This is a genomic window from Pseudomonas sp. BT76 TE3572 (assembly GCF_050435365.1).
Taxonomy (GTDB): Bacteria; Pseudomonadota; Gammaproteobacteria; order Pseudomonadales; family Pseudomonadaceae; genus Aquipseudomonas; species Aquipseudomonas fluorescens_W.
In genome coordinates, this window is sequence record NZ_JBNDKE010000001.1 from 4,574,054 (window position 1) to 4,599,209 (window position 25,156).

The 25,156-nt window shown below is 59.5% G+C and carries 20 protein-coding genes; 7 read left to right on the plus strand and 13 right to left on the minus strand.

Features of this window, described 5'->3' with window-relative positions; all coding sequences use genetic code 11:
- Window positions 1-68: 68 nt before the first annotated feature.
- The 3 genes from ABH912_RS20720 to uvrD form a co-directional block, all read right to left on the minus strand.
- Entirely contained in the window at window positions 69-941 is an 873-nt protein-coding gene (locus ABH912_RS20720; RefSeq protein ID WP_348131669.1) for a Tim44 domain-containing protein, read from the minus strand.
- Between the two features lie 179 nt (window positions 942-1,120).
- Complete coding sequence (locus ABH912_RS20725) at window positions 1,121-1,561, minus strand: EamA family transporter (protein WP_429511531.1); 441 nt, start codon at window positions 1,559-1,561, stop codon at window positions 1,121-1,123.
- A gap of 159 nt (window positions 1,562-1,720) precedes the next feature.
- Window positions 1,721-3,904 (minus strand): DNA helicase II, encoded by a 2,184-nt coding sequence (gene uvrD, locus ABH912_RS20730; RefSeq protein WP_429511532.1) that lies wholly within the window; start codon window positions 3,902-3,904, stop codon window positions 1,721-1,723.
- A gap of 258 nt (window positions 3,905-4,162) precedes the next feature.
- Between uvrD and ABH912_RS20735 the strand changes: the two genes are divergently transcribed.
- The 3 genes from ABH912_RS20735 to ABH912_RS20745 all read left to right on the plus strand — a co-directional run bounded on the left by ABH912_RS20735 (window position 4,163) and on the right by ABH912_RS20745 (window position 8,483).
- Window positions 4,163-7,036 carry an EAL domain-containing protein gene (locus ABH912_RS20735; protein WP_429511533.1) on the plus strand — a complete coding sequence of 958 codons (2,874 nt, stop codon included), beginning with the start codon at window positions 4,163-4,165 and terminating at the stop codon, window positions 7,034-7,036.
- Window positions 7,037-7,171: 135 nt separating this feature from the next.
- Complete coding sequence (hexR, locus tag ABH912_RS20740; protein ID WP_008156648.1) at window positions 7,172-8,038, plus strand: transcriptional regulator HexR; 867 nt, start codon at window positions 7,172-7,174, stop codon at window positions 8,036-8,038.
- 235 nt (window positions 8,039-8,273) lie between these two features.
- Complete coding sequence (locus tag ABH912_RS20745; RefSeq protein ID WP_082459174.1) at window positions 8,274-8,483, plus strand: PA3496 family putative envelope integrity protein; 210 nt, start codon at window positions 8,274-8,276, stop codon at window positions 8,481-8,483.
- Here the strand turns inward: ABH912_RS20745 and ABH912_RS20750 are convergent.
- On the minus strand, window positions 8,425-9,387 hold the full coding sequence (locus tag ABH912_RS20750) for a LysR family transcriptional regulator (RefSeq protein ID WP_033059616.1): 963 nt from the start codon (window positions 9,385-9,387) through the stop codon (window positions 8,425-8,427). The two genes, ABH912_RS20745 and ABH912_RS20750, sit on opposite strands and share 59 nt — an antisense overlap.
- Before the next feature lie 190 nt (window positions 9,388-9,577).
- On the opposite strand from ABH912_RS20750, the gene ABH912_RS20755 reads away from it, so the two are divergent.
- Together ABH912_RS20755 and oadA are read left to right on the plus strand one after the other, a co-directional pair.
- Entirely contained in the window at window positions 9,578-10,993 is a 1,416-nt protein-coding gene (locus ABH912_RS20755) for an acetyl-CoA carboxylase biotin carboxylase subunit (protein WP_033059614.1), read from the plus strand.
- Window positions 10,994-11,004: 11 nt separating this feature from the next.
- On the plus strand, window positions 11,005-12,813 hold the full coding sequence (gene oadA / locus ABH912_RS20760; protein ID WP_033059612.1) for a sodium-extruding oxaloacetate decarboxylase subunit alpha: 1,809 nt from the start codon (window positions 11,005-11,007) through the stop codon (window positions 12,811-12,813).
- A 78-nt stretch (window positions 12,814-12,891) separates the two neighbouring features.
- Here oadA and ABH912_RS20765 read toward each other — a convergent pair whose 3' ends face one another.
- The 3 genes from ABH912_RS20765 to ABH912_RS20775 form a co-directional block, all read right to left on the minus strand.
- Window positions 12,892-15,351, minus strand: a complete 2,460-nt coding sequence (locus ABH912_RS20765) for an autotransporter outer membrane beta-barrel domain-containing protein (RefSeq protein ID WP_429511534.1) — start codon at window positions 15,349-15,351, stop codon at window positions 12,892-12,894.
- A 221-nt stretch (window positions 15,352-15,572) separates the two neighbouring features.
- The gene (locus ABH912_RS20770; RefSeq protein WP_033059248.1) at window positions 15,573-16,418 is read right to left on the minus strand and encodes an amino acid ABC transporter permease; all 846 of its coding nucleotides are present in this window, start codon (window positions 16,416-16,418) and stop codon (window positions 15,573-15,575) included.
- The gene (locus ABH912_RS20775; protein ID WP_033059249.1) at window positions 16,415-17,236 is read right to left on the minus strand and encodes an ABC transporter substrate-binding protein; all 822 of its coding nucleotides are present in this window, start codon (window positions 17,234-17,236) and stop codon (window positions 16,415-16,417) included. The genes ABH912_RS20770 and ABH912_RS20775 overlap by 4 nt, the downstream gene beginning before the upstream one ends.
- Before the next feature lie 112 nt (window positions 17,237-17,348).
- Here ABH912_RS20775 and ABH912_RS20780 point away from each other — a divergent pair, with 112 nt between their 5' ends.
- A complete protein-coding gene (locus tag ABH912_RS20780; protein ID WP_033059251.1) occupies window positions 17,349-18,248 on the plus strand; it encodes a homocysteine S-methyltransferase family protein in 900 nt (299 codons plus the stop codon).
- A 120-nt stretch (window positions 18,249-18,368) separates the two neighbouring features.
- On the opposite strand, the gene ABH912_RS20785 is transcribed toward ABH912_RS20780, so the two are convergent.
- The 3 genes from ABH912_RS20785 to ABH912_RS20795 are packed head-to-tail and all read right to left on the minus strand — an operon-like array spanning window position 18,369 to window position 20,137.
- Window positions 18,369-19,040, minus strand: a complete 672-nt coding sequence (locus ABH912_RS20785; RefSeq protein ID WP_033059252.1) for a GNAT family N-acetyltransferase — start codon at window positions 19,038-19,040, stop codon at window positions 18,369-18,371.
- 17 nt (window positions 19,041-19,057) lie between these two features.
- Window positions 19,058-19,504: an N-acetyltransferase family protein gene (locus tag ABH912_RS20790; RefSeq protein WP_429511535.1), complete on the minus strand. Its 447-nt coding sequence runs from the start codon at window positions 19,502-19,504 to the stop codon at window positions 19,058-19,060.
- Window positions 19,505-19,513: 9 nt separating this feature from the next.
- Window positions 19,514-20,137: an FMN-binding negative transcriptional regulator gene (locus ABH912_RS20795; protein ID WP_429511536.1), complete on the minus strand. Its 624-nt coding sequence runs from the start codon at window positions 20,135-20,137 to the stop codon at window positions 19,514-19,516.
- 90 nt (window positions 20,138-20,227) lie between these two features.
- Between ABH912_RS20795 and ABH912_RS20800 the strand changes: the two genes are divergently transcribed.
- Window positions 20,228-21,778 carry a PLP-dependent aminotransferase family protein gene (locus tag ABH912_RS20800; RefSeq protein ID WP_429511537.1) on the plus strand — a complete coding sequence of 517 codons (1,551 nt, stop codon included), beginning with the start codon at window positions 20,228-20,230 and terminating at the stop codon, window positions 21,776-21,778.
- A gap of 15 nt (window positions 21,779-21,793) precedes the next feature.
- Here ABH912_RS20800 and ABH912_RS20805 read toward each other — a convergent pair whose 3' ends face one another.
- The 3 genes from ABH912_RS20805 to ABH912_RS20815 form a co-directional block, all read right to left on the minus strand.
- Window positions 21,794-22,909 carry a polyamine ABC transporter substrate-binding protein gene (locus tag ABH912_RS20805; protein WP_429511538.1) on the minus strand — a complete coding sequence of 372 codons (1,116 nt, stop codon included), beginning with the start codon at window positions 22,907-22,909 and terminating at the stop codon, window positions 21,794-21,796.
- A gap of 13 nt (window positions 22,910-22,922) precedes the next feature.
- Complete coding sequence (locus tag ABH912_RS20810) at window positions 22,923-23,954, minus strand: histone deacetylase family protein (RefSeq protein ID WP_033059261.1); 1,032 nt, start codon at window positions 23,952-23,954, stop codon at window positions 22,923-22,925.
- Window positions 23,955-24,089: 135 nt separating this feature from the next.
- The gene (locus ABH912_RS20815; RefSeq protein WP_429511539.1) at window positions 24,090-25,082 is read right to left on the minus strand and encodes an AraC family transcriptional regulator; all 993 of its coding nucleotides are present in this window, start codon (window positions 25,080-25,082) and stop codon (window positions 24,090-24,092) included.
- Between the last annotated feature and the right edge of the window lie 74 nt (window positions 25,083-25,156).

Consider the following 25,156-nt stretch of genomic DNA (forward strand, 5'->3'; position numbering starts at 1 on the left):
GCAACTGCGAAATAGAAAACCCCGGACAAGTCCGGGGTTTTATTACAGCATGCTTAACGCGGGAGGGATCAGCCGTTCTGGCGGATACCAGCGACCAGCCAAGGCTGGTTCTCGCCCTGCGGACGTTCCATGTTCCAGCTTTCGCTGAACACTTCGCCCTGGTCGAAGCGCGAGGTCTTCGACACACCGGTGAAGGTCAGGGTGGCGATGGTCTTGTCGGCACGATCATCCACGCCGTCCAGTTGAACATTGAGGTTATCAATGTAGGTGGACTGGAAACCGTCGCCCAGATCGGCACGTTCGCGCTTCAGGAACTCCAGCAGTTGCGGGGTCACGAACTCGGCGATCTTGTCCATTTCATTGGCGTCCCAGTGTTGCTGCAGGGACTGGAAGTGGTTGCGGGCCGCTTCAATGAAGTTCTTTTCATTGAACCAGGCCGGAGCGTTGATCACCGGACGAGCTGCAACCGGTGCTGCCGAACCGCCGAAGATCGAACCCATGGCCGCTGGCTTCTGCTCGAACACTTCACGCTGCATCGGTGCGCCCGCTGGAGCCATGTGCTCCTGCTGCTTGCGACGACGAGCGGCGATGAAACGGAAGACCAGGAAGGCGATGACCGCCATGATCAGGATGTCGAAGATCTGCATGCCCTGGAAGCCGCCGCCCATGAACATGGAGGCCAACAGGCCACCGGCAGCGATACCGGCCAGAGGGCCGAGCCAGCGCGAAGCACCGCCGGCCTTGGCGGCAGCGCCAGCGGCACCGGCCGCGCCCGCAGTGGCAGCAGCGCCGCCTGCAGCAGAAGAAGGAGCCATTTGGCTGGTCTGGTGAGTCGGCGCAGCGCCGGAGCTCTTGCCGCCACCAAAGCGCTTGGCGTTGGCGTCGAGGCTCATCGTCAGGCCGATGCACAACGCCATGGCGATGCTAAGAAAACGTTTCATAAAGGGAATTCCCATTTGTGGATGGCACGCGCGCCATGTTGCACAGCTGAAGTGATACTGGCTAGCGGCAGAGTGTTTCGGGCTTTTGCCTGACAGGTTGCGTTCAGCTTCAGTCAGCGCAATAAGGCCTGTTAACTTTGGTCCGTAGGACGAGTGGATTAGTTCTGTAGGAAGGCTGTCTAGCGTCGCAGCGCCAGCATGACCACACCGGCCGTAATCAGGCTGATTCCGCCCCATTGGCGCACGTCGAGTTTTTCGCCCAGCAGGATCACACCGAGCACCGCCACCAGTACCACGCTGAGCTTGTCTACCGGTGCGACCAGTGAGGCCGGCCCCAGTTTCAGTGCGCGGAAGTAGCAGATCCATGAGGCACCGGTGGCAAGTCCCGACAGCAGCAGGAACAGGTAGCTCCTGGCAGAGATCGATCCTAATGACTGATATTGGCCCGTGGCGTACAAAATCAAGGCCAGGCTGACCAAAACCACCACGGTACGCAGTAGGGTGGCGAAGTCGGAGTTGACGTTTTCAATGCCGATTTTGGCAAAGATCGCGGTCATCGCGGCAAATACCGCCGACAAAAGGGCCCAGAATGTCCAGGAAGAAAAGAAGCCTGAGCCCATGTTGTCGCGCCTTATAAGATCAACCTGTTGAAGTGTGGATCACACAAAACCTTGTGGGAGTGAGCCTGCTCGCGATAACCACACCGCGATTTAACAGATACACCGCGGCGCTTTCATTCGCGAGCAAGCTCGCTCCCACAGAAAAGCTATTAGATAGCCCTAAATCGCTTCCAGCTTTGCGTAACCCAGCATCAACCACTTGCTGCCTTCGCTGAAGTTCACCTGCACCCGAGCCTGAGCCCCGGCACCTTCGAAGTTGAGGATCACGCCGTCGCCGAACACCGAATGCCGTACGGTCTGGCCGAGGCTGAAACCGGTATCCGGGATCTCGCTACCGCCAAACAGGCTGCTGGTACTCTGCTGCTGGCCACCGCCGAACGGACGGCTGACGCTGTTGGACAGCCGCACTTCCTGGATCAGGCCTTTCGGCACTTCACGTACGAAACGCGACACCTTGTTGTAGGTCTCGCTGCCGTACAGGCGTCGGGTTTCAGCGTAGGTCATCACCAGGTTCTGCATCGCCCGGGTGATACCGACGTAGGCCAAACGGCGCTCCTCTTCAAGACGACCCGGTTCTTCCAGGCTCATCTTGTGCGGGAACAGACCTTCTTCCATGCCCACCAGGAACACGTAAGGGAACTCCAGGCCTTTGGCGCTGTGCAAGGTCATCAACTGAATGCTGTCTTCGTGCTCGTCGGCCTGAGTATCCCCGGCCTCCAGCGACGCGTGACCGAGGAATGCCGCCAGTGGCGACAGGTCTTCGTCTTCTTCAGCGTTTTCGAAGTTGCGGGCGGCGCTGACCAGTTCCTCAAGGTTTTCTACCCGAGCCTGGCCTTTCTCGCCTTTTTCCGCTTCGTGATAAGCGATCAGCCCGGACTGCTCGATGACGGTCTGGGTCATCAGGTGCAGCGGCATCTCCATGCACTTGGCGGCGAGGTTCTCGATCAGCTCGATAAATGCGCCCAGCGCGCCGGCGGCACGGCCGGTCAGGCCTTTATTAGCCACCAGCAGACGCATGGCTTCCCACATCGACACATCGCTGTGACGGGCATGGTCGCGGATCGCTTCAACGGTTTTCTCACCGATACCACGGGCCGGAACGTTGATCACCCGCTCCAGCGCTGCATCGTTGCCGCGACCTTCCAGCAAGCGCAGGTAGGCCATGGCGTTTTTGATTTCTGCCCGTTCAAAAAAGCGCTGCCCACCATAGATGCGGTACGGAATGCGCTCACGCAGCAGAGCTTCTTCCAAAACGCGCGATTGGGCGTTGGATCGGTACAAAATCGCGATATCACTGCGAGCCAAGCCGGTTTTCAGCGCGCTTTCGATGGTTTCCACCACGTAGCGTGCTTCATCGTGTTCGTTGAACGCGGCGTACAGATTGATCGCTTCGCCTTCGCCGCCGTCGGTCCACAGCTCTTTACCCATGCGCCCGGTGTTATTGGCGATCAGGGCGTTGGCTGCTTTAAGGATACCGGCGGTGGAGCGGTAGTTTTGCTCCAGACGAATGGTTTCGGCATCCGGGAAATCGTCTGAGTACTGATAAATATTTTCGATTTTCGCGCCGCGCCAGCCGTAGATCGACTGATCGTCGTCACCGACCACCATCAGGCTGTCGCCGCCCTTGGCCAGCAGACGCAACCAGGCGTACTGCACGGCGTTGGTGTCCTGGAACTCGTCCACCAGAATGTGCCGGAAGCGCTTCTGATAGTGCGCCAGCAGGCCCGGATGATCGCGCCACAGATCGAGGGCACGCAGCAGCAATTCGGAGAAGTCGATCACGCCAGCGCGCAGGCACGCAGCCTCATAGGCTTCATAAATGCTGCGCATGGTCGCCAGGAACAGGTCACCGCTGGCTTGAATGTGTTGCGGACGCAGACCTTCGTCTTTCTGCCCGTTGATGAACCACTGGGCCTGACGGGCCGGCCAGCGTTGCTCGTCCAGGCCCAGCTCGCGGATCACCCGCTTGACCAGTCGTTGCTGATCGTCGCTGTCGAGAATCTGGAAAGTCTGGCTCAGGCCGGCTTCCTGCCAGTGCGCCCGTAGCAAGCGGTGCGCCAGGCCGTGGAAGGTGCCGACCCACATGCCGGCCGGGTTGAGACCCATCAGCTGCTCGATGCGATGACGCATCTCGGCAGCGGCCTTATTGGTGAAGGTCACCGACAGGATGGAGTGGGGCGAGGCGTTTTCGACCTGGATCAACCAGGCGATACGGTGCACCAGCACTCGGGTTTTACCGGAACCAGCACCGGCCAGGACCAACTGACGACCCACGCGGGCAGCTACGGCCTGGCGTTGGGCATCGTTGAGGGAGTTCAGCAGAAGGGAGAGATCATCGCGCATCGGGGCATTCTAGGGTGCGCCGTCACACCGGGCAAACCGAGCTTTGCATTAGCCGATGAAAGAAGCACGGATGACGACCGGTCGGTCACTGGCTGCAGACGTTGGCGGGGCTCGCTCCGAGGCTTTTCAGCGGGTATGGGGGGCTGCAGTTTTTGTCGATTTAATGATCTGGGGCAGTTTGGTCCGGGCATTTGCTTGTGTATGCTCCGTCGACGTTTCGGGCTCATGCTCACCATTATAAGAACAAGAACATTGCCTATGACCCTCAGCACCGACCTGTCGGGCCCCGTCGTGGAGCCCCGGGTTATCCGTAAACAATACGCCATGGAAATGGCGGTCGAACGCACGCGTCTGCTTTATCAGGGCTCATTGCTGCCCACATTATTCATGTTGATCAACGGTCTGGTCTGCGCTGGCTTGCTTTGGAGTCCGCAGCGTTACTTCCTGGTCAGCGTCTGGCTGGTGTGGCTGTTGTCGCTGGTGGCGTTGCGGGTGATTCAAGTCGCGGCCTTCGATTCGGCGATACCCAATCGTCAGGCCCATCCGATCTGGCGCCGCATGTTTTTGTTGGGTTCGGCCATGACCGGCCTGACCCTGGCCGGCGCCGGCATTGCGCTGGTACCTGCCGATAACTTCATGCAACAAGCCTGGGTGTTCGGCCTGATCGGCGCCGCAGCGCTTTCGGCCAGCGTTGCCTACGCGGTCAGCCTGCCGGCGTTCCTGTCCTTTACCTTGCCCTGTCTGTTGCCGGCCATCGGCTATCTGTTCTGGGGCGGCGATGAGCAAGATCAGGGCTGGGGCTGGTTCGGTCTCATATTGCTGGGCGCGTTGAGTGTGGTCGCCTGGCAGGTCAATCGGCTCATCGATAGCGGACTGTTGCGGCGCTTTCAGAATCAGGCACTGATCGAACACTTGCAGCAGGCCCAAAGCTGCAGCGATCAACTCAATCAAACGCTGGCCAAGGAAATCGACCAGCGCCGTCGTGCCGAAGACGAGTTGCGGCAAATTCAGATCGAGCTGGAAAGCCGTGTCGCCCAGCGCAGCCTGGAGCTGGACGCCGCCAACCAGGCCCTGAGCAAGAGTGAAGCGCGTCTGGCGCTGGCGTTGAAGGCCAGTGAGCTCGGGTTGTGGGACTGGAACCTGCAAACCGACGAAGTCCATCACACCCATCTTCAGGAGCTGTTCGGCCTGGAGCCGGAATTCGTGACGGCGATGCTTCGCCACCTCAAGCCGCGCCTGCACCCCGATGACTTGCCGTCACTCAAGCGTGCGCTGGTCGAGCATTTGAAGGGCCGCAGCGAGGACTACCAGATTGAGTACCGCGTGCGCCACGGCGATGGCCATTGGGTCTGGATCGAGGACCGAGGTCGAGCGGTTGAGCGCGGCGAAAATGGCCGGGTGATCCGCATGGTCGGTACCCGTCGCGACATCAGCGCCAGCAAAGCGCTGGAAGAGCAACGGCAACTGGCTGCGACGGTGTTCGAAGCCGCCAGTGAAGGCATTGTGATTTTCGATCCGAATTACACGTTGATCGCGGTCAATCAGGCCTTTAGCCAAGTCACCGGCTATGACATAGAAGACATGATTGGATGCAACGTGGTCGATTTGCCGTGCAGCCGCGATGCCCGCCGGCACTACGTGGCGATTCGTCAGGCGCTGGAGCAGCACGGCAGTTGGCAGGGCGAGCTGGTAGAAACCCGCAAGAATGGCGAGTTGTATCCGCAATGGTTGCAACTGAATGCTGTGCGCGATACTCGGGGAAATGTGAGCCATATCGTAGGCTTCTTCGCCGATCTATCGGCTCGGCGCGAATCTGAAGAGCGCATGCGTTACCTGACGCATTATGACGAATTGACCGGCCTGGCTAACCGTTCTCTGTTCCGCGAACGGCTAAGCGAGGCTCATCTGCGGGTGCGCCAGGGCGGCTACCGCAGTCTGGCGTTGCTGCACATCAATCTGGATCGCTTCAAGCTGCTCAACGACAGTCTTGGCCATGAAATCGCCGACGAGCTCTTGCAGAAGATGGCCCGGCGGCTGGTCAATGCGTTGCCTGAAGCAGACACCATCGCTCGCTTATCCGGCGATGAGTTTGCCGTGTTGTTCAATGCCTACGGCAACCTGTCGAGCCTGGCGCGAGTGGCTACCCGACTGGCGACCAAGCTGCGCTTGCCGATCACTGTCGAGGGCCATGAACTGGTGGTTAGCGCGTCCATGGGCATCAGTATGTTGCCGGACAACGCGCGAGAAATTTCCGCGCTGGTCCATCAGTCAAATATGGCCATGCAGCACGCCAAGCACTTGGGCGGAAATAACTTCCAGTTCTACACCGACAGCCTGCAAGCCAGCACGCTGGAGCGCTTGCAGCTGGAAAATCAGCTGCGAAAAGCTATCGAAGAGAAGCAACTGAAAGTGTTTTACCAACCGAAGCTGTGCCTCGCCACGGGTCGGTTGAATGCCGCCGAGGCGCTGGTGCGCTGGGATCACCCGACCATGGGTCGTGTGCCGCCAGGGGACTTCATCGGCCTGGCCGAGGAAACCGGGTTGATCGGCCCGATTGGCGAGTTCGTGTTGCGTCAGGCCTGCTGGCAAGCCTGTGAGTGGCAGCGTCAGGGGCTTGAACCGATACGGGTGTCGGTCAATTTGTCGGTGCATCAATTGCGTCAGGGCAAACTGGTCAGCCTGGTGCGTCAGGTGCTGGAAGAAACCGGCCTGGCGCCGCACTACCTCGAGCTGGAACTCACCGAAAGTCAGTTGCTGGACAGCGTCGAGCACATCATCGCGACCTTCCAGCAATTGCGAGATCTGGGCGTGAAACTGGCAATTGACGATTTCGGCACAGGTTATTCGTCCCTGAGCTACCTCAAGCGCATCCCTGTGGATTACGTGAAGATCGACCAGGCGTTTATCCGCGGGCTGGGGGAGGGCAGCGAGGATGCGGCGATCACCCGGGCAATTATTGCCATGGCGCACGGCTTGTCGCTGAAAGTCGTGGCTGAGGGTGTGGAGCGGGCAGAGCAGTTGGAGTTTTTGAAAGCCGAGCACTGCGATGAGGTGCAGGGCTATTTGATCAGCCGTCCGGTCGAGGCTGATGGCCTGGCGGCGCTGCTGCGTGCGGACGCAAAACCCTTATAGGGGCTACATGGAGCGCATGTGGCGTGAAATGGGGACATCGAGTTACGCATTGAACAGGCAAAAAGCCGATTCATGTAGTATAACTACAAGCGTGCTACATCCCCGGCACTTGCCAATAACAAAGAGTCCAGCCCTTTGAATCTGCTGCAACACATCGCCCAGTCTCGCCACCTCTTACGCAAGTCGGAGCTCAAGGTCGCCGACCACGTGCTGCTTGATCCTGCGGCGGTGATGCACAGCTCCATGGCCGACCTGGCCCACAACGTGGGCATCAGCGAACCGACCATCGTGCGCTTCTGCCGCGCCATCGGTTGCTCCGGTTTCCAGGACTTGAAGCTGAAGCTGGCACAGAGTCTGGCTGCCGGCGCGAGCTTCGGGCAGTTTGCGATTCATGAAGACGACTCGGTCGCTGACTACAGCCTGAAAATCTTCGACACCACCCTGCACACCCTGATGGAGGTTCGCGAGAAGCTCGATCCGGTGGAGTTGCAGCGGGCTGTGTCGCTCATGTCGCAGGCCCAGCGGGTCGAGTTCTATGGCTTTGGCGCGTCGGGTGCAGTGGCGGCCGATGCCCAGCACAAGTTCTTCCGCTTGTTGCTGACGGCGGCGGCGTATTCCGACCCGCACATGCAGGCGATGTCCGCGGTCACGTTGAAACCGACCGACGTGGCGATCTGTATTTCCCAGTCCGGGCGTTCCAAAGATTTGTTGATCACCGCCAATCTGGTGCGCGAAAGCGGCGCTTCGCTGATTACCTTGTGCCCGAGCCAGACACCGCTGGCTGAACTGTCGACCGTCAACCTGGCGATCGATGTGCACGAAGACACCGAGATCTATACGCCGCTGACCTCGCGCATTGCCCATCTGGTGGTGATCGACGTGTTGGCCATGGGCGTGGCCATGGCGCGCGGGCCGAGCCTGGTCAATCACCTCAAGAGCGTCAAGCGCAGCCTGCGCAGCTTGCGGTTGTCGCCTAAATCGGTAAAAGCGCTGGACGACTGATACAAGACGACACGGACTCTGTGGCGAGGGGATTTATCCCCGTTCGGCTGCGGAGCAGTCGCAAAACTATCGCATGCGGCGTCGTGCTCACGGGTTTAGGGGCCGCTGCGCAGCCCAACGGGGATAAATCCCCTCGCCACAGAACAACATTCACATCCCTGTAACGCGTAAGCCGCTAAACCGTCATCCCTCGCGCCTATCTTGAAACTCCCGTAATCGCCTTGGGAGACTCGAAATGGCCCAGCCCTACGAAGAACGCAACAGCGCCGTCAGAACCCGTCGTCAGCAGGAAGACCAGCGCCGCATGGAATTTCGCCGCGCTATCGAAGATCGCTGCGAGCGCCGCCAGCTTCTGGCCGAGATCGGTGATTTCCCTGAGCTGGAGCTCAACTACTGGCAGGCGGCACCGGCAACTTCGCGTCGAAGCGCTCAACCAGCGCGCTGATTTGCACCCGCTCACTGCGAATAAACGCAAGGAACGCGTGCGCCACCGGTGACAGCCGTTTCGCCTTGGCTTGCACCAGGCACCAGCTGCGGTACAGCGGCAGCTCTTCGACCGGCAGCTCGATCAATCCGCCGGTCGCCAACTCAAGGTTCAGGGCGTGACGCGTCAACAGCGCCACGCCCAGACCCGCCAGCACACATTCGCGCTGTGCTTCGGCTGACGAGACTTCCTGGGTCTGGTTGAAGTGCACGCGCTTCTCTTTGAAATATTCTTCGCAAGCCAGCCGCGTCCCGGAGCCGGATTCGCGCATCAGCAGTGTGTAGGGTTCAAGATCCTGCAAACGCAGCGGGCCCATGTGGCACAGCGGATGATCCGGTGGCGCCACGGCAACGATCGGGTTGTTGAGGAATGGCAAGAACTCCAGCCCCATGTCCTGCGGCACCATGGACATGATCACCAGGTCGTCGCGGTTGTCCGACAGTCGTCGAATGACCTGTCCACGATTGACCACCGTCAGTTGCAGGTTCACTTCAGGATGCTGGCGCTTGAACGCGGCAAACAGATGCGGCACGAAATACTTGGCGCTGGATTCCACCGCCAGTTTCAGCTGTCCTTGCAGCGATCCCTGCATGTCCGAGAGTTGCATGTCGAGGTTTTCCAGGCGTCCGAAAATGTCCCGGCTGGCGCGTTGAAGGGCTTCGGCTGCCTCGGTCATGTAGAGTTTTTTGCCGACGTAATCGAACAAAGGCTGACCAATCAGCTCTTCAAGTTGACGAATCTGTAGGCTCACGGCAGGTTGTGTGAGAGACATTTCATCGGCTGCGCGGCTGTAGGAGCGCAAATCACAGACTTCATTGAAGATCTGTAATTGGCGTAATGTCATACGCATCAAGGACTTACGCATTTTATAGGCGCTCTCACCGCAGGCTGATGCAGCAACTATAAGTCTTTACTTATGACTGACCCAATAATTAATCATTTTTGTTAATCCCTTGTGGGGGCTAGTGTGGAGCTGCGACTGAATCGAAACATTTGGTCACGCGTCGACCTGGTCTAGCAGGTCGTGGGTACCACCGGCTCAAGGGAACCTCCAAGTGATAAAAAAGATCCTGATCGCCAACCGTGGTGAGATTGCCGTACGAATCGTACGTGCCTGCGCCGAGATGGGCATTCGCTCGGTCGCGATCTATTCCGACGCCGACCGTCATGCGCTGCATGTGAAGCGTGCGGACGAGGCCCACAGCATCGGTGCCGAGCCACTGGCCGGTTACCTGAATGCTCGCAAGCTGGTGAATCTGGCGGTAGAAACCGGCTGCGATGCGCTGCACCCCGGTTACGGCTTCCTCTCGGAAAACGCCGAGCTGGCAGACATCTGCGCTGAACGCGGCATCAAATTCATCGGTCCATCGGCTGAAGTGATTCGCCGCATGGGCGACAAGACCGAAGCCCGTCGCAGCATGATCAAGGCTGGCGTACCCGTCACTCCGGGGACCGAAGGCAACGTCGCGGATATCGAGGAAGCCTTGGTCGAAGGCGACCGCATCGGTTATCCGGTGATGCTCAAGGCGACTTCCGGTGGTGGTGGCCGTGGTATCCGTCGCTGCGACAGCCGCGAAGAACTTGAACAAGCATTCCCTCGTGTCATTTCCGAAGCCACCAAGGCCTTCGGTTCCGCGGAAGTGTTCCTGGAAAAATGCATCGTCAATCCAAAACACATCGAAGCGCAGATCCTCGGCGACAGCTTTGGCAACGTGGTGCACTTGTTCGAGCGTGACTGCTCGATCCAGCGTCGCAACCAGAAGCTCATCGAGATCGCCCCGAGCCCGCAACTGACCCCTGAACAGCGCGCCTACATTGGCGACCTGTCGGTGCGCGCAGCCAAGGCCGTGGGTTACGAGAACGCCGGCACCGTGGAGTTCCTGCTCGCCGAAGGCGAGGTGTACTTCATGGAGATGAACACCCGGGTGCAGGTGGAACACACCATCACCGAAGAAATTACCGGCATCGACATCGTTCGCGAGCAGATTCGCATCGCTTCCGGTCTGCCGCTTTCGGTGAAACAGGAAGACATCCAGCACCGCGGTTTCGCGCTGCAGTTCCGGATCAACGCCGAAGACCCGAAAAACAACTTCCTGCCGAGCTTTGGCAAGATCACCCGGTACTACGCCCCCGGCGGCCCCGGCGTGCGCACCGACACGGCGATCTACACCGGTTACACCATTCCGCCGTTCTACGACTCCATGTGCCTGAAACTGGTGGTGTGGGCGCTGACCTGGGAAGAGGCGATGGACCGTGGCTTGCGCGCCCTCGACGACATGCGTCTGCAAGGGGTCAAGACCACCGCCGCGTACTACCAGGAAATCCTGCGTAACCCGGAATTCCGTAGCGGCCAGTTCAACACCAGCTTCGTTGAAAGCCACCCTGAACTGACCAACTACTCGATCAAGCGCAAACCCGAAGAGCTGGCCCTGGCCATCGCCGCCGCCATCGCCGCCCACGCAGGCCTGTGAGGAATAGAACAATGAGCAAACAAATCTACGTTACCGACACAATCCTGCGCGACGCCCACCAATCGCTGCTCGCGACCCGCATGCGCACCGAAGACATGCTGCCGATCTGCGACAAGCTCGACAAAGTCGGCTACTGGTCGCTGGAAGTCTGGGGCGGCGCGACCTTCGACGCCTGCGTACGCTTCCTCAAGGAAGACCCGTGGGAGCGTCTGCGCCAACTGCGCGCGGCGCTGCCTAACACTCGCCTGCAAATGCTTCTGCGTGGCCAGAACCTGCTGGGCTACCGCCACTACAGCGATGACGTGGTCAAAGCCTTCGTCGCCAAGGCCGCGGTCAACGGCATCGACGTGTTCCGCATCTTCGATGCGATGAACGACGTGCGTAACCTGCGTGTCGCCATCGAAGCGGTGAAAGCCGCCGGCAAACATGCCCAGGGCACCATCGCCTACACCACCAGCCCGGTGCACACCATCGAGGCGTTCGTGGCGCAAGCCAAGCAGATGGAAGCCATGGGTTGCGACTCGGTGGCGATCAAGGACATGGCTGGCCTGCTGACTCCGTACGCTACCGGCGAATTGGTCAAGGCATTGAAATCCGAGCAATCGCTGCCCGTGTTCATTCACTCGCACGACACCGCTGGTTTGGCCGCGATGTGCCAACTCAAGGCCATCGAAAACGGTGCCGACCACATCGATACCGCAATCTCCAGCTTCGCCTGGGGCACCAGCCACCCGGGCACCGAGTCGATGGTTGCCGCCCTTAAAGGCAGCGAGTTCGACACCGGCCTGAACCTGGAACTGCTGCAAGAGATCGGTCTGTACTTCTACGCCGTGCGCAAAAAGTACCACCAGTTCGAAAGCGAGTTCACCGCCGTCGACACCCGCGTTCAAGTCAACCAGGTACCGGGCGGGATGATTTCCAACCTGGCCAACCAGTTGAAAGAGCAGGGCGCCCTGAACCGCATGAGCGAAGTGCTGGCCGAAATTCCGCGCGTTCGTGAAGACCTCGGCTTCCCGCCGCTGGTGACCCCGACCTCGCAGATCGTCGGTACCCAGGCGTTCTTCAACGTGCTGGCCGGTGAGCGCTACAAGACCATCACCAACGAAGTGAAGCTTTACCTGCAAGGCGGCTATGGCAAGGCGCCTGGCACCGTGAACGAAAAACTGCGTCGCCAGGCGATCGGCAGCGAAGAAGTGATCGACGTGCGTCCGGCCGACCTGCTCAAGCCGGAGATGACCAAACTGCGTGCCGAAATCGGCACCGTGGCCAAGTCTGAAGAAGACGTGCTGACCTACGCCATGTTCCCGGACATCGGTCGCAAGTTCCTCGAAGAACGCGCTGCCGGCACCCTGACTCCAGAAGTGCTGCTGCCGATTCCTGAAGCAGGCGGTGTGACCTCGGCCGGTGGCGAAGGCGTGCCGACTGAGTTCGTCATCGACGTCCACGGCGAAACCTACCGCGTCGACATCACTGGTGTCGGCGTCAAGGCCGAAGGCAAGCGTCACTTCTACCTGTCCATCGACGGCATGCCGGAAGAAGTGGTGTTCGAACCGCTCAACGAATTCGTCAGCGGCGGCAGCAGCAAGCGCAAGCAAGCCACTGCACCGGGCCACGTCAGCACCACCATGCCGGGCAACATCGTCGACGTGCTGGTCAAGGAAGGCGACACAGTGAAAGCCGGCCAGGCCGTGCTGATCACCGAAGCGATGAAGATGGAAACCGAAGTCCAATCGGCCATCGCCGGCAAAGTCACCGCCATCCACGTGGCCAAGGGCGACCGGGTGAACCCGGGCGAAATCCTGATCGAGATCGAAGGCTGAGTTAACAGCCTCGATAGACCGCTTTAAACCTCGGGGGGGCATGTGCTCCCCTTTTTTTTCGCCCTGGGTTTGTGGCTGTTAGAAGCTCATTCGCCACTGACCCGTCACGCCGTGGTTGCGGCTGTCGGTGCCGATCTCGCCAGTGAGGCCGACGCCCAGGGTGTGTTTTGCTGACAATCCAAGGTCCAGCCCTGCGTCGACCAGCAGACTGTCACGATCCAGCTCCGCCCCGGAAACGGTGAAGTTTTTTCCGCCCGTAACCAATCGTTGGCGGGTATCGCTGTAGACGTCCCCGTACGTGTGTTTCCAGCCGGCACTGAACCGTGGCGTCAGTTGCATGCCGTTATCCAGCGTGTTGAGCTTCGCCAGCCGCAGGCCGAATGTGCTGTTCAAATTGTTCTGCGTTTGACCCTGTACTTTCAGCGCCGCTGCGCCACCTTTTTCCGTGTAGGTGTCGCGCTGATAGCGCTGGTAGCCCAGGCTGGCAAACGGTTCGATGCTGACGTTCGCCTGCCCCAGGTTGTAACCCAATTCCGCAAAGGCCTGCTGGGTGTTGGCATCGTAACGGCCTTCGGGGCGGTCGCTGAAACCTTTGAAGGCAACCCGGCGTTTAGTGCTGCCATCGTGACTGCTGTAGGTCGCACCCAGGCGCAGGGACATTGGCCCATTCTGACGCAGGGCATAAGCTCCCAAATGCCAGCTGTCGAGATCGCCGTCGAGTCCGCGGCTGTCCAGGCGCGTGTCGGATTTGCCGCTCATCACCCCGATGCGCCATTCCTCATCGATGCCCCAATCAGCTCCCAGTACCAGACCGTGGGTTGTGTGTTTCAGACTGTCATAGTCGCGATCCAGCGTCCCGCCGTGACCCAATGCTTGAAACCAGACTCGGCCATTGTCTTCGCTGCCGGCGGCCAGGCGTGGTGCATTGCGCCTGGTGGATTTGCTGTAACTACTGGCGCTGTCCAGCTGACGCATGGCCGAGAGCATGGTCGCGCTGATTGGGCTGTCACTGTTCAGGGTCGCCTTTGCAAGGTTGGCGTTGTTGCCGCCAGCCAGTTGTTCGATGGCAACAGATGCCGTTTGTTTGTCAGCTCTGAGCAGGGCCGCGACAGCAGCATTTGTGGGGCTGGATGCCTTTGGCACTGTGGCGACGGAATTGGTAGCAGGGGGTGAAGTTGCGGCTATGACGGGCTGATCGGCGGTGGATGAAGTTGCGGCTATGACGGGCAGGTCGGCGGTGGATGAAGTTGCGGCTATGACGGGCAGGTCGGTGGTGGGTGAAGTTGCGGCTATGACGAGCAGGTCGGTGGTGGGTGAAGTTGCGGCTATGACGGGCAGGTCGGTGGTGGGTGAAGTTGCGGCTGTGACGGACAGGTCTGTGGTAGGTGGCGTTGCGGCTATCGATGGTTTTTCAGCGGTAGTTGTTGGTGCGGAGACCGGAACGGATGTGTCGGCACTTGCAGGTGGATTCGGGGCTTCAGCGACGGAGGGTGCTTGAGGTATGTCCGTTGGCTCTTCAATGCTTTGGGCGACTTCCTTCCCGTTATCCGTAGTTGCGACACTCTCGATCGACACATCGTTACGGACGAGGAACAGGTTGACTCTCTTTTCTTCGTAGTCGAGCTTGGGCGTTAAAAAGGCAAGGTTGTTGATGACTTTTCCAAATTCCCCTTCGACTTTTTTGGCAGCAAGGATGTTTTTTTCGCTGATCAGCGGGTAGTCACCCGGTGCTGCAACGATGTTCAGTGTGGCGCCACCAAGGCTGGCGGTGCCGCCGACTAATATCGTTTGACTTTTGCGGTCGGCATTGATCTCGTAGGTTAGCTCGGCAGTTTTGGAGAGATTTAAGTCACCGTTAACTTTAGGTGCGCCATGCAAGCCGTCGACAGAAAGCTTTCCGCTTACCTTCAGGGAGCCGATTAAACCGTTGCCCGCCAAAGCGCCTTTTTCATGGATAACGACATTGCCTTCGATAGTTCCTGGGTTGTTCAGGAAACCTCCTGATTGCACGGTTGCGTCGCCGCCAATCTTTCCGTTGTTGACAAACGTTCCTTGGCTCAACGCTCCACCCTTTATATGCCCATTATTTATTAGCGTTGCTTTTGACCGTATCAAGACACCGGTATTGAAATCACCGGAACCATTCATGGTCCAGGTGCTTCGTTTGAGCTCCAGACCTTCAAAACGACGACTATCGCCTAACGTGCCACCGCTCGCGGTATCGAGTTGCAGGAAGTTCACACCGTCACCACCGTCAATGAATCCGGCCAGGGCTCCGCGGCCGGACACAACGACCAGGTCATTTCCATTTCCGAATGTCCGATCTACACCATCCACTGCTCTGTTGATGGGAGTCTTTAAGGTGTCGGGATCATTTATAAATGCGTCCAGCGCCGCTATGAGCTGCTCCGGTGTTGCACCTGAAGGAATGGTGGCATCGATGGATACTTGCTGGGCAAGCGAAATTTCAGTGCAACCCAACGCCAGTGCAATGGCCAGCGCCAGGTGTTTTGGTCGGTATTTGTGTTGAACGGGCATCGAATTCGGCCTCTGTTGATAAGAGGCCAAACTCTAAGAGAGAGGCTATAGGTACCGATGTCAGCTGCTTCCCGCAGGCTTGCGGGGGTTGTCAGAAGGTTGTGTAGAAAATTGCCAGCCTCCTGAGGAAGGTTGTTTTTACCCGTTCGGGTTGATGCTTTTTCTTACAACAAATCGAGACACGGTCGGCTATCGCACCTTGGAAACTCACCTTCCTTTCGCTAACTACGGCTCAAATACGCCTTCCCATAATGCCGCTCCATCCGCGCCTGAATCAGCTCCAGCCCAATCGACAGCACCCAATAAATCACTGCCGCCGTGGTCAGCATTTCGATGTAGCGATAGCTCGACCGTCCATACGATTGCGCCAGAAACATTACCTCCCAAACCCCCATCACCGAGATCAGCGACGAGTCTTTGAGCATCGAGATGAACTGGTTGGTGGTCGGCGGGATGATGGTGCGCATGGCCTGGGGCAGGGTGACGCGCCAGAAGATCACGGTTTCGCGCATGCCCAGGGCCAGGGATGCTTCGCGTTGGCCGTGAGGGACGCCAAGGATGCCGGCACGGAAGATTTCGCTGAGGTACGCTCCGTAGTTCAGCGACAGGGCGATGATGCCGGCGGCGATGGCGCCGGGGACGATGCCGAGTTGTGGCAGGCCGAGGTAGATCAGCAGGATCTGGATCAGTAGCGGTGTGCCACGAAAGAACGAGGCGTAGAAGCTCGCGATTCCGAAGGCCACGGCGCTTTTCGACAGCCGCGCCAGGGCGGTGATGAAGCCCAGCAGCGAGGAGGTCACGATTGAACACAGGCACAAAAACAACGTCAGCGCCGCGCCCTGCAAGAAGCCGTTGGGTGCCAGGTGCAGGCCGATCAGGTTCGGCAGTTTGTCGAGGATGATCGAGAACTTCAGGTCGAAGCTCAGGAAGAAGCTGGCGAACAATCCGAACATCGCTGCCCAGGTCAGGTACAGCCGCGTGCGGAAACCGAAGATCCGTTGCAACAGCGACTCAGCCACCGGTTGCGGCGGTTGCGGCGGTTGGGGAGGTTTTGGGAAAGAAGTCATTTGCTGATGTCGGCGCCGATCCATTTTTGCGACAGCTTACTCAACGTACCGTCCTGTTTCAGCTGAGCGAAGACGTCACGTACTTTGGCGTCCCACTGGGCGTCGCCTTTTTCAATGGCCACCGAGTTTGGCTCCGAGTACAGCGGCTCGCCGGCGAGCTTGAAGCGTTTGTCTTCAGTCAGGCGCGGTTGGGCGGTGACAAGGTTGGTGAGGATCGCATCCAGCCGCACGCCAGCGCCCAGCCCCAGGTCCTGGAACGCCACGTTGTCAGTGTCATACGGCGCGATCTGCACGTCCTCGAACGGGTACTGCAATTGGGTGTCTTCGGCGCCTTCGATCACCAGATTCTTGTTCAGGTAGCTTTCGTAGCTGGAGGCGCTGGTGAGGCCGACTTTCTTGCCGCTCAGGTCCTTGGCGCTGTGGATGCTGTCGTCCTTGGCGTTGACCACGATCACCGCAGGTGAGGCGTAGTACTCGACCGGGAAGTCGAAGACCTCGGCGCGGGCCTTGCTCGGGGTCATGGAGCAGATGCAGATGTCGTAGCGCCCACTCCAGCGGCCGGCGGCGATCACGTCCCAGGACGGAGTCTCAAGGCGCAGTTTGACGCCCAGTTTGTCTGCCACGGCCTTGGCTACGTCGACGTCAAATCCATCGAGCTGGTTCTGATCATTGAGGAACGAGAAGGGTGGATAGCTTTCCATCAACACGCCGACCAGTTCTTTCTTTTTTTCGACGCGATCCAGCGTGGCGCCGCCAAAGGCTTGGGTGGAGGCAGCCAGAATCGTCAGGCCAAGGGCCAGGAGTGGTTGGAATTTCACAGTCGATCCCTGATAAAAAAGAGGTTGTTATTAGCCGGATGGTGCGTATTAAATAGTTATAAGAACGACTCTGATAGTGAGTTATTTTCATAAGCTTATGAGTGAAAAGCATATGGGCGCAGCAAGCACAGTAATTCTGGATGGCGGCATGGGTCGTGAGTTGCAGCGTCGAGGCGCGCCGTTCAGACAGCCCGAGTGGTCGGCGCTGGCCTTGAGCGAAGCGCCGCAAGCGGTAGAAGCGGTGCACTCGGCTTATATCGAAAGCGGTGCCAACGTGATCACCAGCAACAGTTACGCAGTGGTGCCGTTTCATATTGGCGAAGAGCGTTTTGCCGCAGAAGGGCAGGCGCTCGCGGCGTTGGCCGGTGAGCTGGCCCGGCGCGCGGTAGAGGCTTCGGGAAAAGCGGTGCGTGTGGCCGGTTCATTGCCGCCGCTGTTTGGGTCTTATCGTCCGGATCTTTTCGATGCTGCTCGGGCGACTGAATTGCTGGCGCCGCTGGTGAAGGGGCTCGCGCCTCATGTCGATCTGTGGCTGGCGGAAACCCAGAGCTCGATCGTTGAGGCGCGAGCGATCCATGCCGGTCTGCCAACAGACGGCAAACCGTTCTGGCTGTCGTTTACCCTGAAGGATGAGGACACGGACGAAGTGCCGCGCTTGCGCTCGGGTGAGCCGGTGACTGAAGCCGCCGCCGTGGCGGCTGAGCTGGGCGTCGAGACGTTGCTGTTCAACTGCAGCCAGCCGGAAGTGATCGGTGCTGCGATTGATGCCGCGCGGGAAACCTTCGAGCGCTTGGGTGTGAAGATTCACATCGGCGCGTACGCCAACGCCTTCCCGCCGCAACCGAAAGAGGCCACGGCCAATGACGGTCTGGACCCGCTGCGTGAAGACCTTGATCCGCCGGGTTACTTGCAGTGGGCGGCCGATTGGAAAGAACGCGGCGCCAGTCATTTGGGAGGTTGCTGCGGGATCGGGCCGGAGCATATTGCGGTGCTTGCCCAGAAATTAGCGTGAAGCCATTCGCGAGCAAGCCCGCTCCCACACTGGTTATGCGTTGATCAAATTCTTGTGGCCAACTCAAAACCCTGTGGGAGCGGGCTTGCCCGCGAAGGCGTCAGTCCAGACGCCGAAGATTTACCCGCGGCACTCCGCCAACGTTTTCACCTGCCCCGAATCCGTCTGGTTCTCATCGGACAGCCACCGCTCAAACCCCGCCCCGATCGCTGGCCATTCCGAGTCCAGAATCGAATACCACGCCGTATCCCGGTTCTGCCCCTTGACCACCATGTGCTGGCGAAACACGCCTTCAAAGCTGAACCCCAGACGCTCGGCCGCGTATTTGGAGCGGGCGTTGCCGTTGTTGCACTTCCACTCCAGACGCCGGTAACCCAAGGAAAACGACTCTTTGGCGAGCAGATAAACCGCCTCGGTGCTTTTCGGCGAGCGCTGCATCGGCGCGCCAAAGGTGACATGGCCGATCTCGATCCGACCTTGTGAAGGAACAATCGACATCAAACTGAGGATGCCCTGCACATCGCCGCTGGCGCGGTCGATCACGCTAAAGAAATAAGGGTCGCTGTTGGCCGCATGATTGTTCAGCCAATCGTTGAACGCGCTGCGCTCCGGGAAAGGACCGTAAGGCAAATAGTCCCAGAGCTTCGGATCGGAACCCGGGCCTTGCAAGGCCTTCCACAAACCGTCGGCATGACGCGCCGGGTCGAGTTTTTCCAGGCGGATGAAACGCCCTTCGATGGTTTGAACCGACGGTGCCGGAACGCCTTTCCAGTCGGCGAGTGAAGTCGACATGCTGTTCTCCTTGAACCTTAAATGGTTTTGCGAAACTGGATGAAACCGGGGCGTTCGGCGATGCGCTCGTAGAGCTGAATCGCGGTGGCGTTGGTTTCGTGGGTCAGCCAGTGGACCTTGCCGCAACCGTCCTCTTTGGCGGTGGCGTAAACGAATTCGATCAACTGTCGGCCGACGCCAGTGCCGCGGGTTTCAGGCGTTACCAACAGGTCTTGCAGGTAGCAGGAGTTTTCGATGCTCCAGTTCGATCGATGGTAGATGAAATGCACCATGCCCACCGCTTTGCCATTGGCCCAGGCCAACGCGGCATGGGTCGGTTCGCTCGGGTCGAGCAGACGCTGCCAAGTGCTTTGGGTGACGGCCTCAGGCAGTTCGGTGTTGTAGAAACGCAGGTACGCTTGCCACAAAGGTAACCAGGCGGCGTGGTCGTCGGCGGAGACCTGGCGGATGTCGATCTGGCTCATGTTCATTCCTTAACGCATCAAGTGGGCGAGGGCCTGGTCGTGCACATCAGGGCTGGCGGCAAGCCCCTCGCGCACACCGGCGATGTCTGCAGCGTTGCGGTTCTGGCTGAGCTTGCGCTTGCCTTCCAGGCGCTGGATCGGCAGGGCAAAACCGACGATGGCCTTGAGCATCCCGTCAATGTAGTCGGAGGGAGCATCGGCGACTTTCCATGGACTGGCGCGACCCGCTTCATGGCGATCAGTCAGCGCGCTGACCAGAGTGCGCAAGCGATCGGCGTCGGTGAACACCTCGGCCGTGCCGTACGCATGCACCGCGACGTAGTTCCAGGTTGGCACCACTTTGCCGTGCTCGGCTTTGCTCGGGTAAAAGCCCGGGCTGACGTAAGCGTCGGCACCGGCAAAAATCACCAGGGCTTCGGCGCCGTTCTGCAGTTCCTTCCATTGCGGATTGGCTTTGGCGAAGTGTCCATAAAGGGTGCCATTCGGGCCCTGGTCTGAACTCAACAGCAGCGGCAAATGGCTGGCTTGCAGACCTTGTTCGCCGTGTGTGACCAACACAGCGAGGCGGGTGCCGAGTATCTGCTGGTGCAGTTCATGCAAATCATCTATGGCAAAGCTGCTTGGCGTGTACATGGAGATTTTCCTTGGCGAATGCCTGCATCCTAGGCAGGCTAATGGTCTGTTGTAAGAGCCATTAACGACCAATTTCATAGGTCCATTGCCATGACCAGCGAGCCGCTGTCCTTGTCATTCAACCCGGCCGGTATCGAACTCGATCGCCGTCAGGGTTTGAGTCGTCAGCTCTATCAAGCGTTGCGGGTGCGGGTGCTCGACGGCCGTTTGGCCAGCGGTACGCGATTACCGGCCAGTCGCGATCTGGCGGCGGCGTTGTCGATTTCCCGAAACAGCGTGGTTCGGGCCTACGATCAGCTCTACGCCGAGGGCTTTATCGAAGGGCGCGTGGGGGACGGGACGTATGTCGCGCAATTGCCTCAATCAGTGCTGCCGGTGAAAAAACTATCCACAAAAGTATCCACAGGGTTGTCAACAGGGTTACCCACAGCCTTATCCACAAATTGGCTGGATTTACCTGTGGTTTCATCCAGCAAAGTTATCCACAGCGGCGCATTGGGGCGGGTTGAAAGGAATCATTTGGCCCTGCCTCCCGTCGGTCCTCCCCGCGCATTTCGCGTCGGTGTTCCGGCTTTTGATCTGTTCCCGTTCGAGGTCTGGGCCAAGCTGAATGCGGCTTTCTGGCGTAAACCGGATCTCCAGCAGTTGTGTTACGGCGATCCGGCAGGCGACGCGCGCTTGCGCGGCTTGATCGCGGCGTATTTGCGCAGCTCCCGGGGGATGCAGTGCACGGCTGAGCAAATAGTGATCACCAGTGGCGCACAGCAGGGGATTAGCCTTTGTGCACAGCTGCTGGTAGAGCCGGGCGATGGCGTGGCGATCGAGAATCCGGGGTATCGGGCGGCGGGTCATGCGTTCGCTGTGGCCGGTGCGCGATTGCACGGGGTGGCGGTGGACAGCGAGGGTATCGACTGCACGGAATTGAACGGACTCAACGATTGCCGACTGGCCTATGTCACGCCGTCGCATCAGTACCCGACCGGGGTGGTGATGAGTCTGGCGCGGCGGCTGGAATTGTTGGCCTGGGCCGAGCGAACCGAAGGGTGGATCGTCGAGGATGATTACGACGGCGAGTATCGTTACAGCGGCGCACCACTGGCACCGCTGGCTGCGCTTGATCGTCACGGGCGGGTGCTCTACGTCGGCACGTTCGGCAAAGTGGCTTTCCCGGCATTGCGCCTGGGTTATCTGGTGCTGCCGCCGGCATTGGTGGACGCTTTCGCCCAGCGTCGCGCGGTCGATGTTCGGCATTCCGAGGTGAGCACCCAGGCCGTCATGGCCGAGTTCATGGCGGCCGGGCATTTTCAGCGACACATCCGCCGCATGCGCCGCGCTGCGTTGAGTCGCCGCAATACGCTTCTGGCCAATTGGCCCTCGGATATTCCCGGGGTTGGCAGCTTGCCGAGTGTGGCGGCAGGGCTGCACTTGACGGTGGCAGTCGACACTCAGGCCCGCGAACGCGAACTGATTGAAGCCGCCGCCAGCGTTGATGTCGAGATCAACGGCCTGAGCAGTTACTGGCTACCGGATTCGAAAAACACCGTGGATCAACGCGCCGGGCTGGTGCTGGGCTTTGCGGCGGTGCCCGAGGCGGCGATCAGCGCTGCGCTCGGGCGATTGCAAAAGGCTTGGCGTCCCTGAGGTCAGGGACAGGTTTCAGGTCCCGGACTTGATCTTGGTCCAGGCCCGGGTGCGTGCCCGTTCGGCGTCACGGGGCAACGGTTGCAGGGTGTAAAGCGTGCTCATCGCCGTTTCGGTCGGGTAAAGGTTCGGGTTGTTGCGGATCGCCGGGTCGACCATTTCGGTGGCGTCCTTGTTCGGGTTCGGGTAGCCGACGAAGTCGCTGACCGGGGCGATCACCTGCGGCTGCAACAAGTAGTTGATGAACGTGTAGGCGTCTTCCGGGTTCTTCGCACCTTTCGGGATCGAAAGCATGTCGAACCAGATCGGCGCGCCTTCTTTCGGCAGGCGCATGTCGACGATCACGCCGTTCTTGGCTTCCTTGGCGCGGTTCGCTGCCTGGGAGAAGCTGCCGGAGTAACCGACCGCAACGCAGATGTCACCGTTGGCGATGTCGGCCATGTACTTCGAAGAATGGAAGTAGGTGACGTACGGACGGATTTTCATCAACAGCGCTTCAGCCTTTTCGTAGTCCGCCGGCTTCTTGCTGTTGGGGTCCAGACCCAGGTGTTGCAGGGCCAGTGGCAGGATCTCCGACGGCGAGTCGAGCAGGGCGACGCCGCACTGCTTGAGCTTGCTGATGTTCTCTTCCTTGAAAATCAGGTCCCAGCTGTCCACCGGTGCGTTGTCACCCAGTGCCGCCTTGATCTTGTCCGGGTTGAAGCCGATCAGGATGGTTCCGTACATGTACGGCACGGCAAATTTGTTGCCCGGGTCGTTGGCTTCGATCAGCTTCATCAGCTTGGGATCGAGGTGGTTCCAGTTCGGCAGTTTGCTGCGGTCCAGAGGCTGGAACACACCGGCCTCGATCTGCTTGGCCAGGAACACGTTGGACGGCACGACCACGTCGTAACCGGAGTTACCGGTCAGCAACTTGGCCTCCAGCGCTTCGTTGGTGTCGAAGATGTCGTAGACCAGTTTGGTCTGGGTGTTCTGGGTCTTGAAGTCTTCCAGCGCTTTGGGGGTGATGTAGTCGAACCAGTTGTAGACGCGCAACGTTCGCTCTTCAGCATGAACGGCGCCACTGAGCACTGTGGCGCACAGCACTGTGGGGAAGAGTGCGGGCGCGATAAAACGCTTGGGACTTTTCATTGTTCTAATTTCCTCATTGGGCGCTTTCAAAACCTTCGAGAACGTTCACGGCATTGATGCCGATTTCTTCTACCGCGTAGCCACCTTCCATCACGAACAGCGTCGGCTTGCCGAGGCCGGCGATGCGTGCGCCCATGGCCAGGTAATCCGGGCTGTCGAGCTTGAACTGGGAGATGGGATCGTCCTTGAACGTATCGACGCCCAGGGAGACGACGACGATATCGGCACCATACTTTTCGATTTCTTTGCAGGCTTGTTCCAGCGCGGCACTCCAACTGTCCCAGCCGCTGCCAGCCGGCAAAGGGTAGTTGAAGTTGAAGCCTTCGCCGGCCCCTTCACCCAGCTCATCTTCATAGCCGAGGAAGAACGGGAACTCGGCTTCCGGATGCCCGTGGATCGAGGTGAACAGCACGTCGCTGCGCTCGTAGAAAATCGATTGGGTGCCGTTGCCGTGGTGGTAGTCGACGTCGAGGATCGCGACCTTTTTATGGCCCTGATCGAGGAACGCTTGCGCAGCGATGGCGGCGTTGTTGAGGTAGCAATAACCGCCCATCAAATCGCTGGCGGCGTGGTGTCCCGGTGGCCGGCACAAGGCGAAGGCACTGCGGGCGCCGCGTTGAATGACGGCTTGGGCGGTCAGTGCGACTTGCGCCGCGCTATACGCTGCTTGCCAGGTGCCGGCGGTAATCGGTGCGCCGCCGTCGAAGCTGTAATAGCCGAGTTGGCCGTGCAGGCTGGTTGGAATGATCCGGCGCAGGGTGCGGGCCGGCCAGGTGTAGGGCAGCAAGTCGCCGTCGGTACCGAATTCGGTCCAGCGCGCCCAGGCACCTTTGAAGAAGTCGAGGTAGTCGCGGCTGTGGACGCGCGCGATCGGGTCGAGGCCGAAATCTTGCGGCGCTTCCACCGGGCCGAGGTCGCGGTACTGCACGCGCTGCAGAACATGGTCAGCCCGCGAAGGCATTTCGAAGCAGGGCATCAGTTGCCCGTCCATCAATTCACAACGGCCGTGGTGCAGGTGGTGATCGTCCGAGTAGATCGTCAGCATTTCTTGTTCTCCGCAGGCTGATTCGGTTGAACACAGTCTTGCGGCGCGCGACGTTTGAGAGAACGGCAGGAAAGGCCAAAAGGGGATCGATATGGCCAAAACAATTGACCGGAATTCGCCCCTCTGTAGCGAGGGTCAGGGCCGGAACTGACTCGGTGCCACGCCACTCCAGCGCACAAACGCATGACGGAAACTCGCGGTCTCGCTGAACCCCAGCGCTTCTGCAATCCGATAGATCGGCAGTTCGTCCTCGCAGAGCATGCGTTTGGCCTGCTCGAACCGCAGTTCATCGAGCAACTCTTGATAGCTGCAGCCCAGGTCCTTCAGGTGCCGACGCAAGGTGCGCGCCGAGCAATTCATCTGTTCGGCCAAACCTTCAAGGCCGGGCGCCGCATTCAACTGCGCGCTGAGTAGCTGGCGGATTCGTCCCAGCCACACCTGGCGACCCGTGAACTCGGTGTTCTGTTTGCGGCACCGTTCGGCCATGGCTTGATGGGTGATTGCATCGGCCAGAGGCAGGGGGTGTTCCAGCCAGGCTTTGTCGAAGGCAAAGGCGTTGGACGCAGCGTCGAACTGCAAAGGGCAATCGAAACGCTCGGTGTAGCGTGCCTGATAGTCCGGTGCCGGGTATTCGAAGCGGGCGCCAAGCAGCGGCAACGGTTGGCCGAGCAGGTCTTCGCAAGTGACCTTCATCGAAACCAGGCAAAACTCGACATTGAATGGCGCCAGCGCAGGGTTTTCCCGATAGTCGCCAGCGGTGAGCCAGATGCGCTCGTTATCTTCTTCCAGGCTCAACTCGAACAGTGTTCCTAATAGCGCCGGATAGTGCAGTGCCAGCCGCAAGGCGTCACCTAAAGTGGCGCTGGTGAGTAAGGCGTACCCGAGCATGCCGTAGGACGAAACATGCATTCGCCGGCCCAGTTCCAGGCCGATGTCACGCTTGAGCGCGACGGCGTTGGCGCAGACCTGCATCTCCTGATTAGTGGTGATGCGCGTGTCCGCCCGGCTCAGATCCGCCGCGCTGATGCCGCTGCCGGCCAGCAACGCTTCGCTGGACAAGCCCTCGGCCTTGAAGGTGTTGAGCACCAGGGAGACAGCGTTGAGGGTGGTGAGGTGGGAGTGGAGCATGGGGTTTTCCAGCCTTGGGATGGCTGGAGGACAGCAAGTTGTATGCCCAATGAAGATCCTGTGGGAGCGAGCTT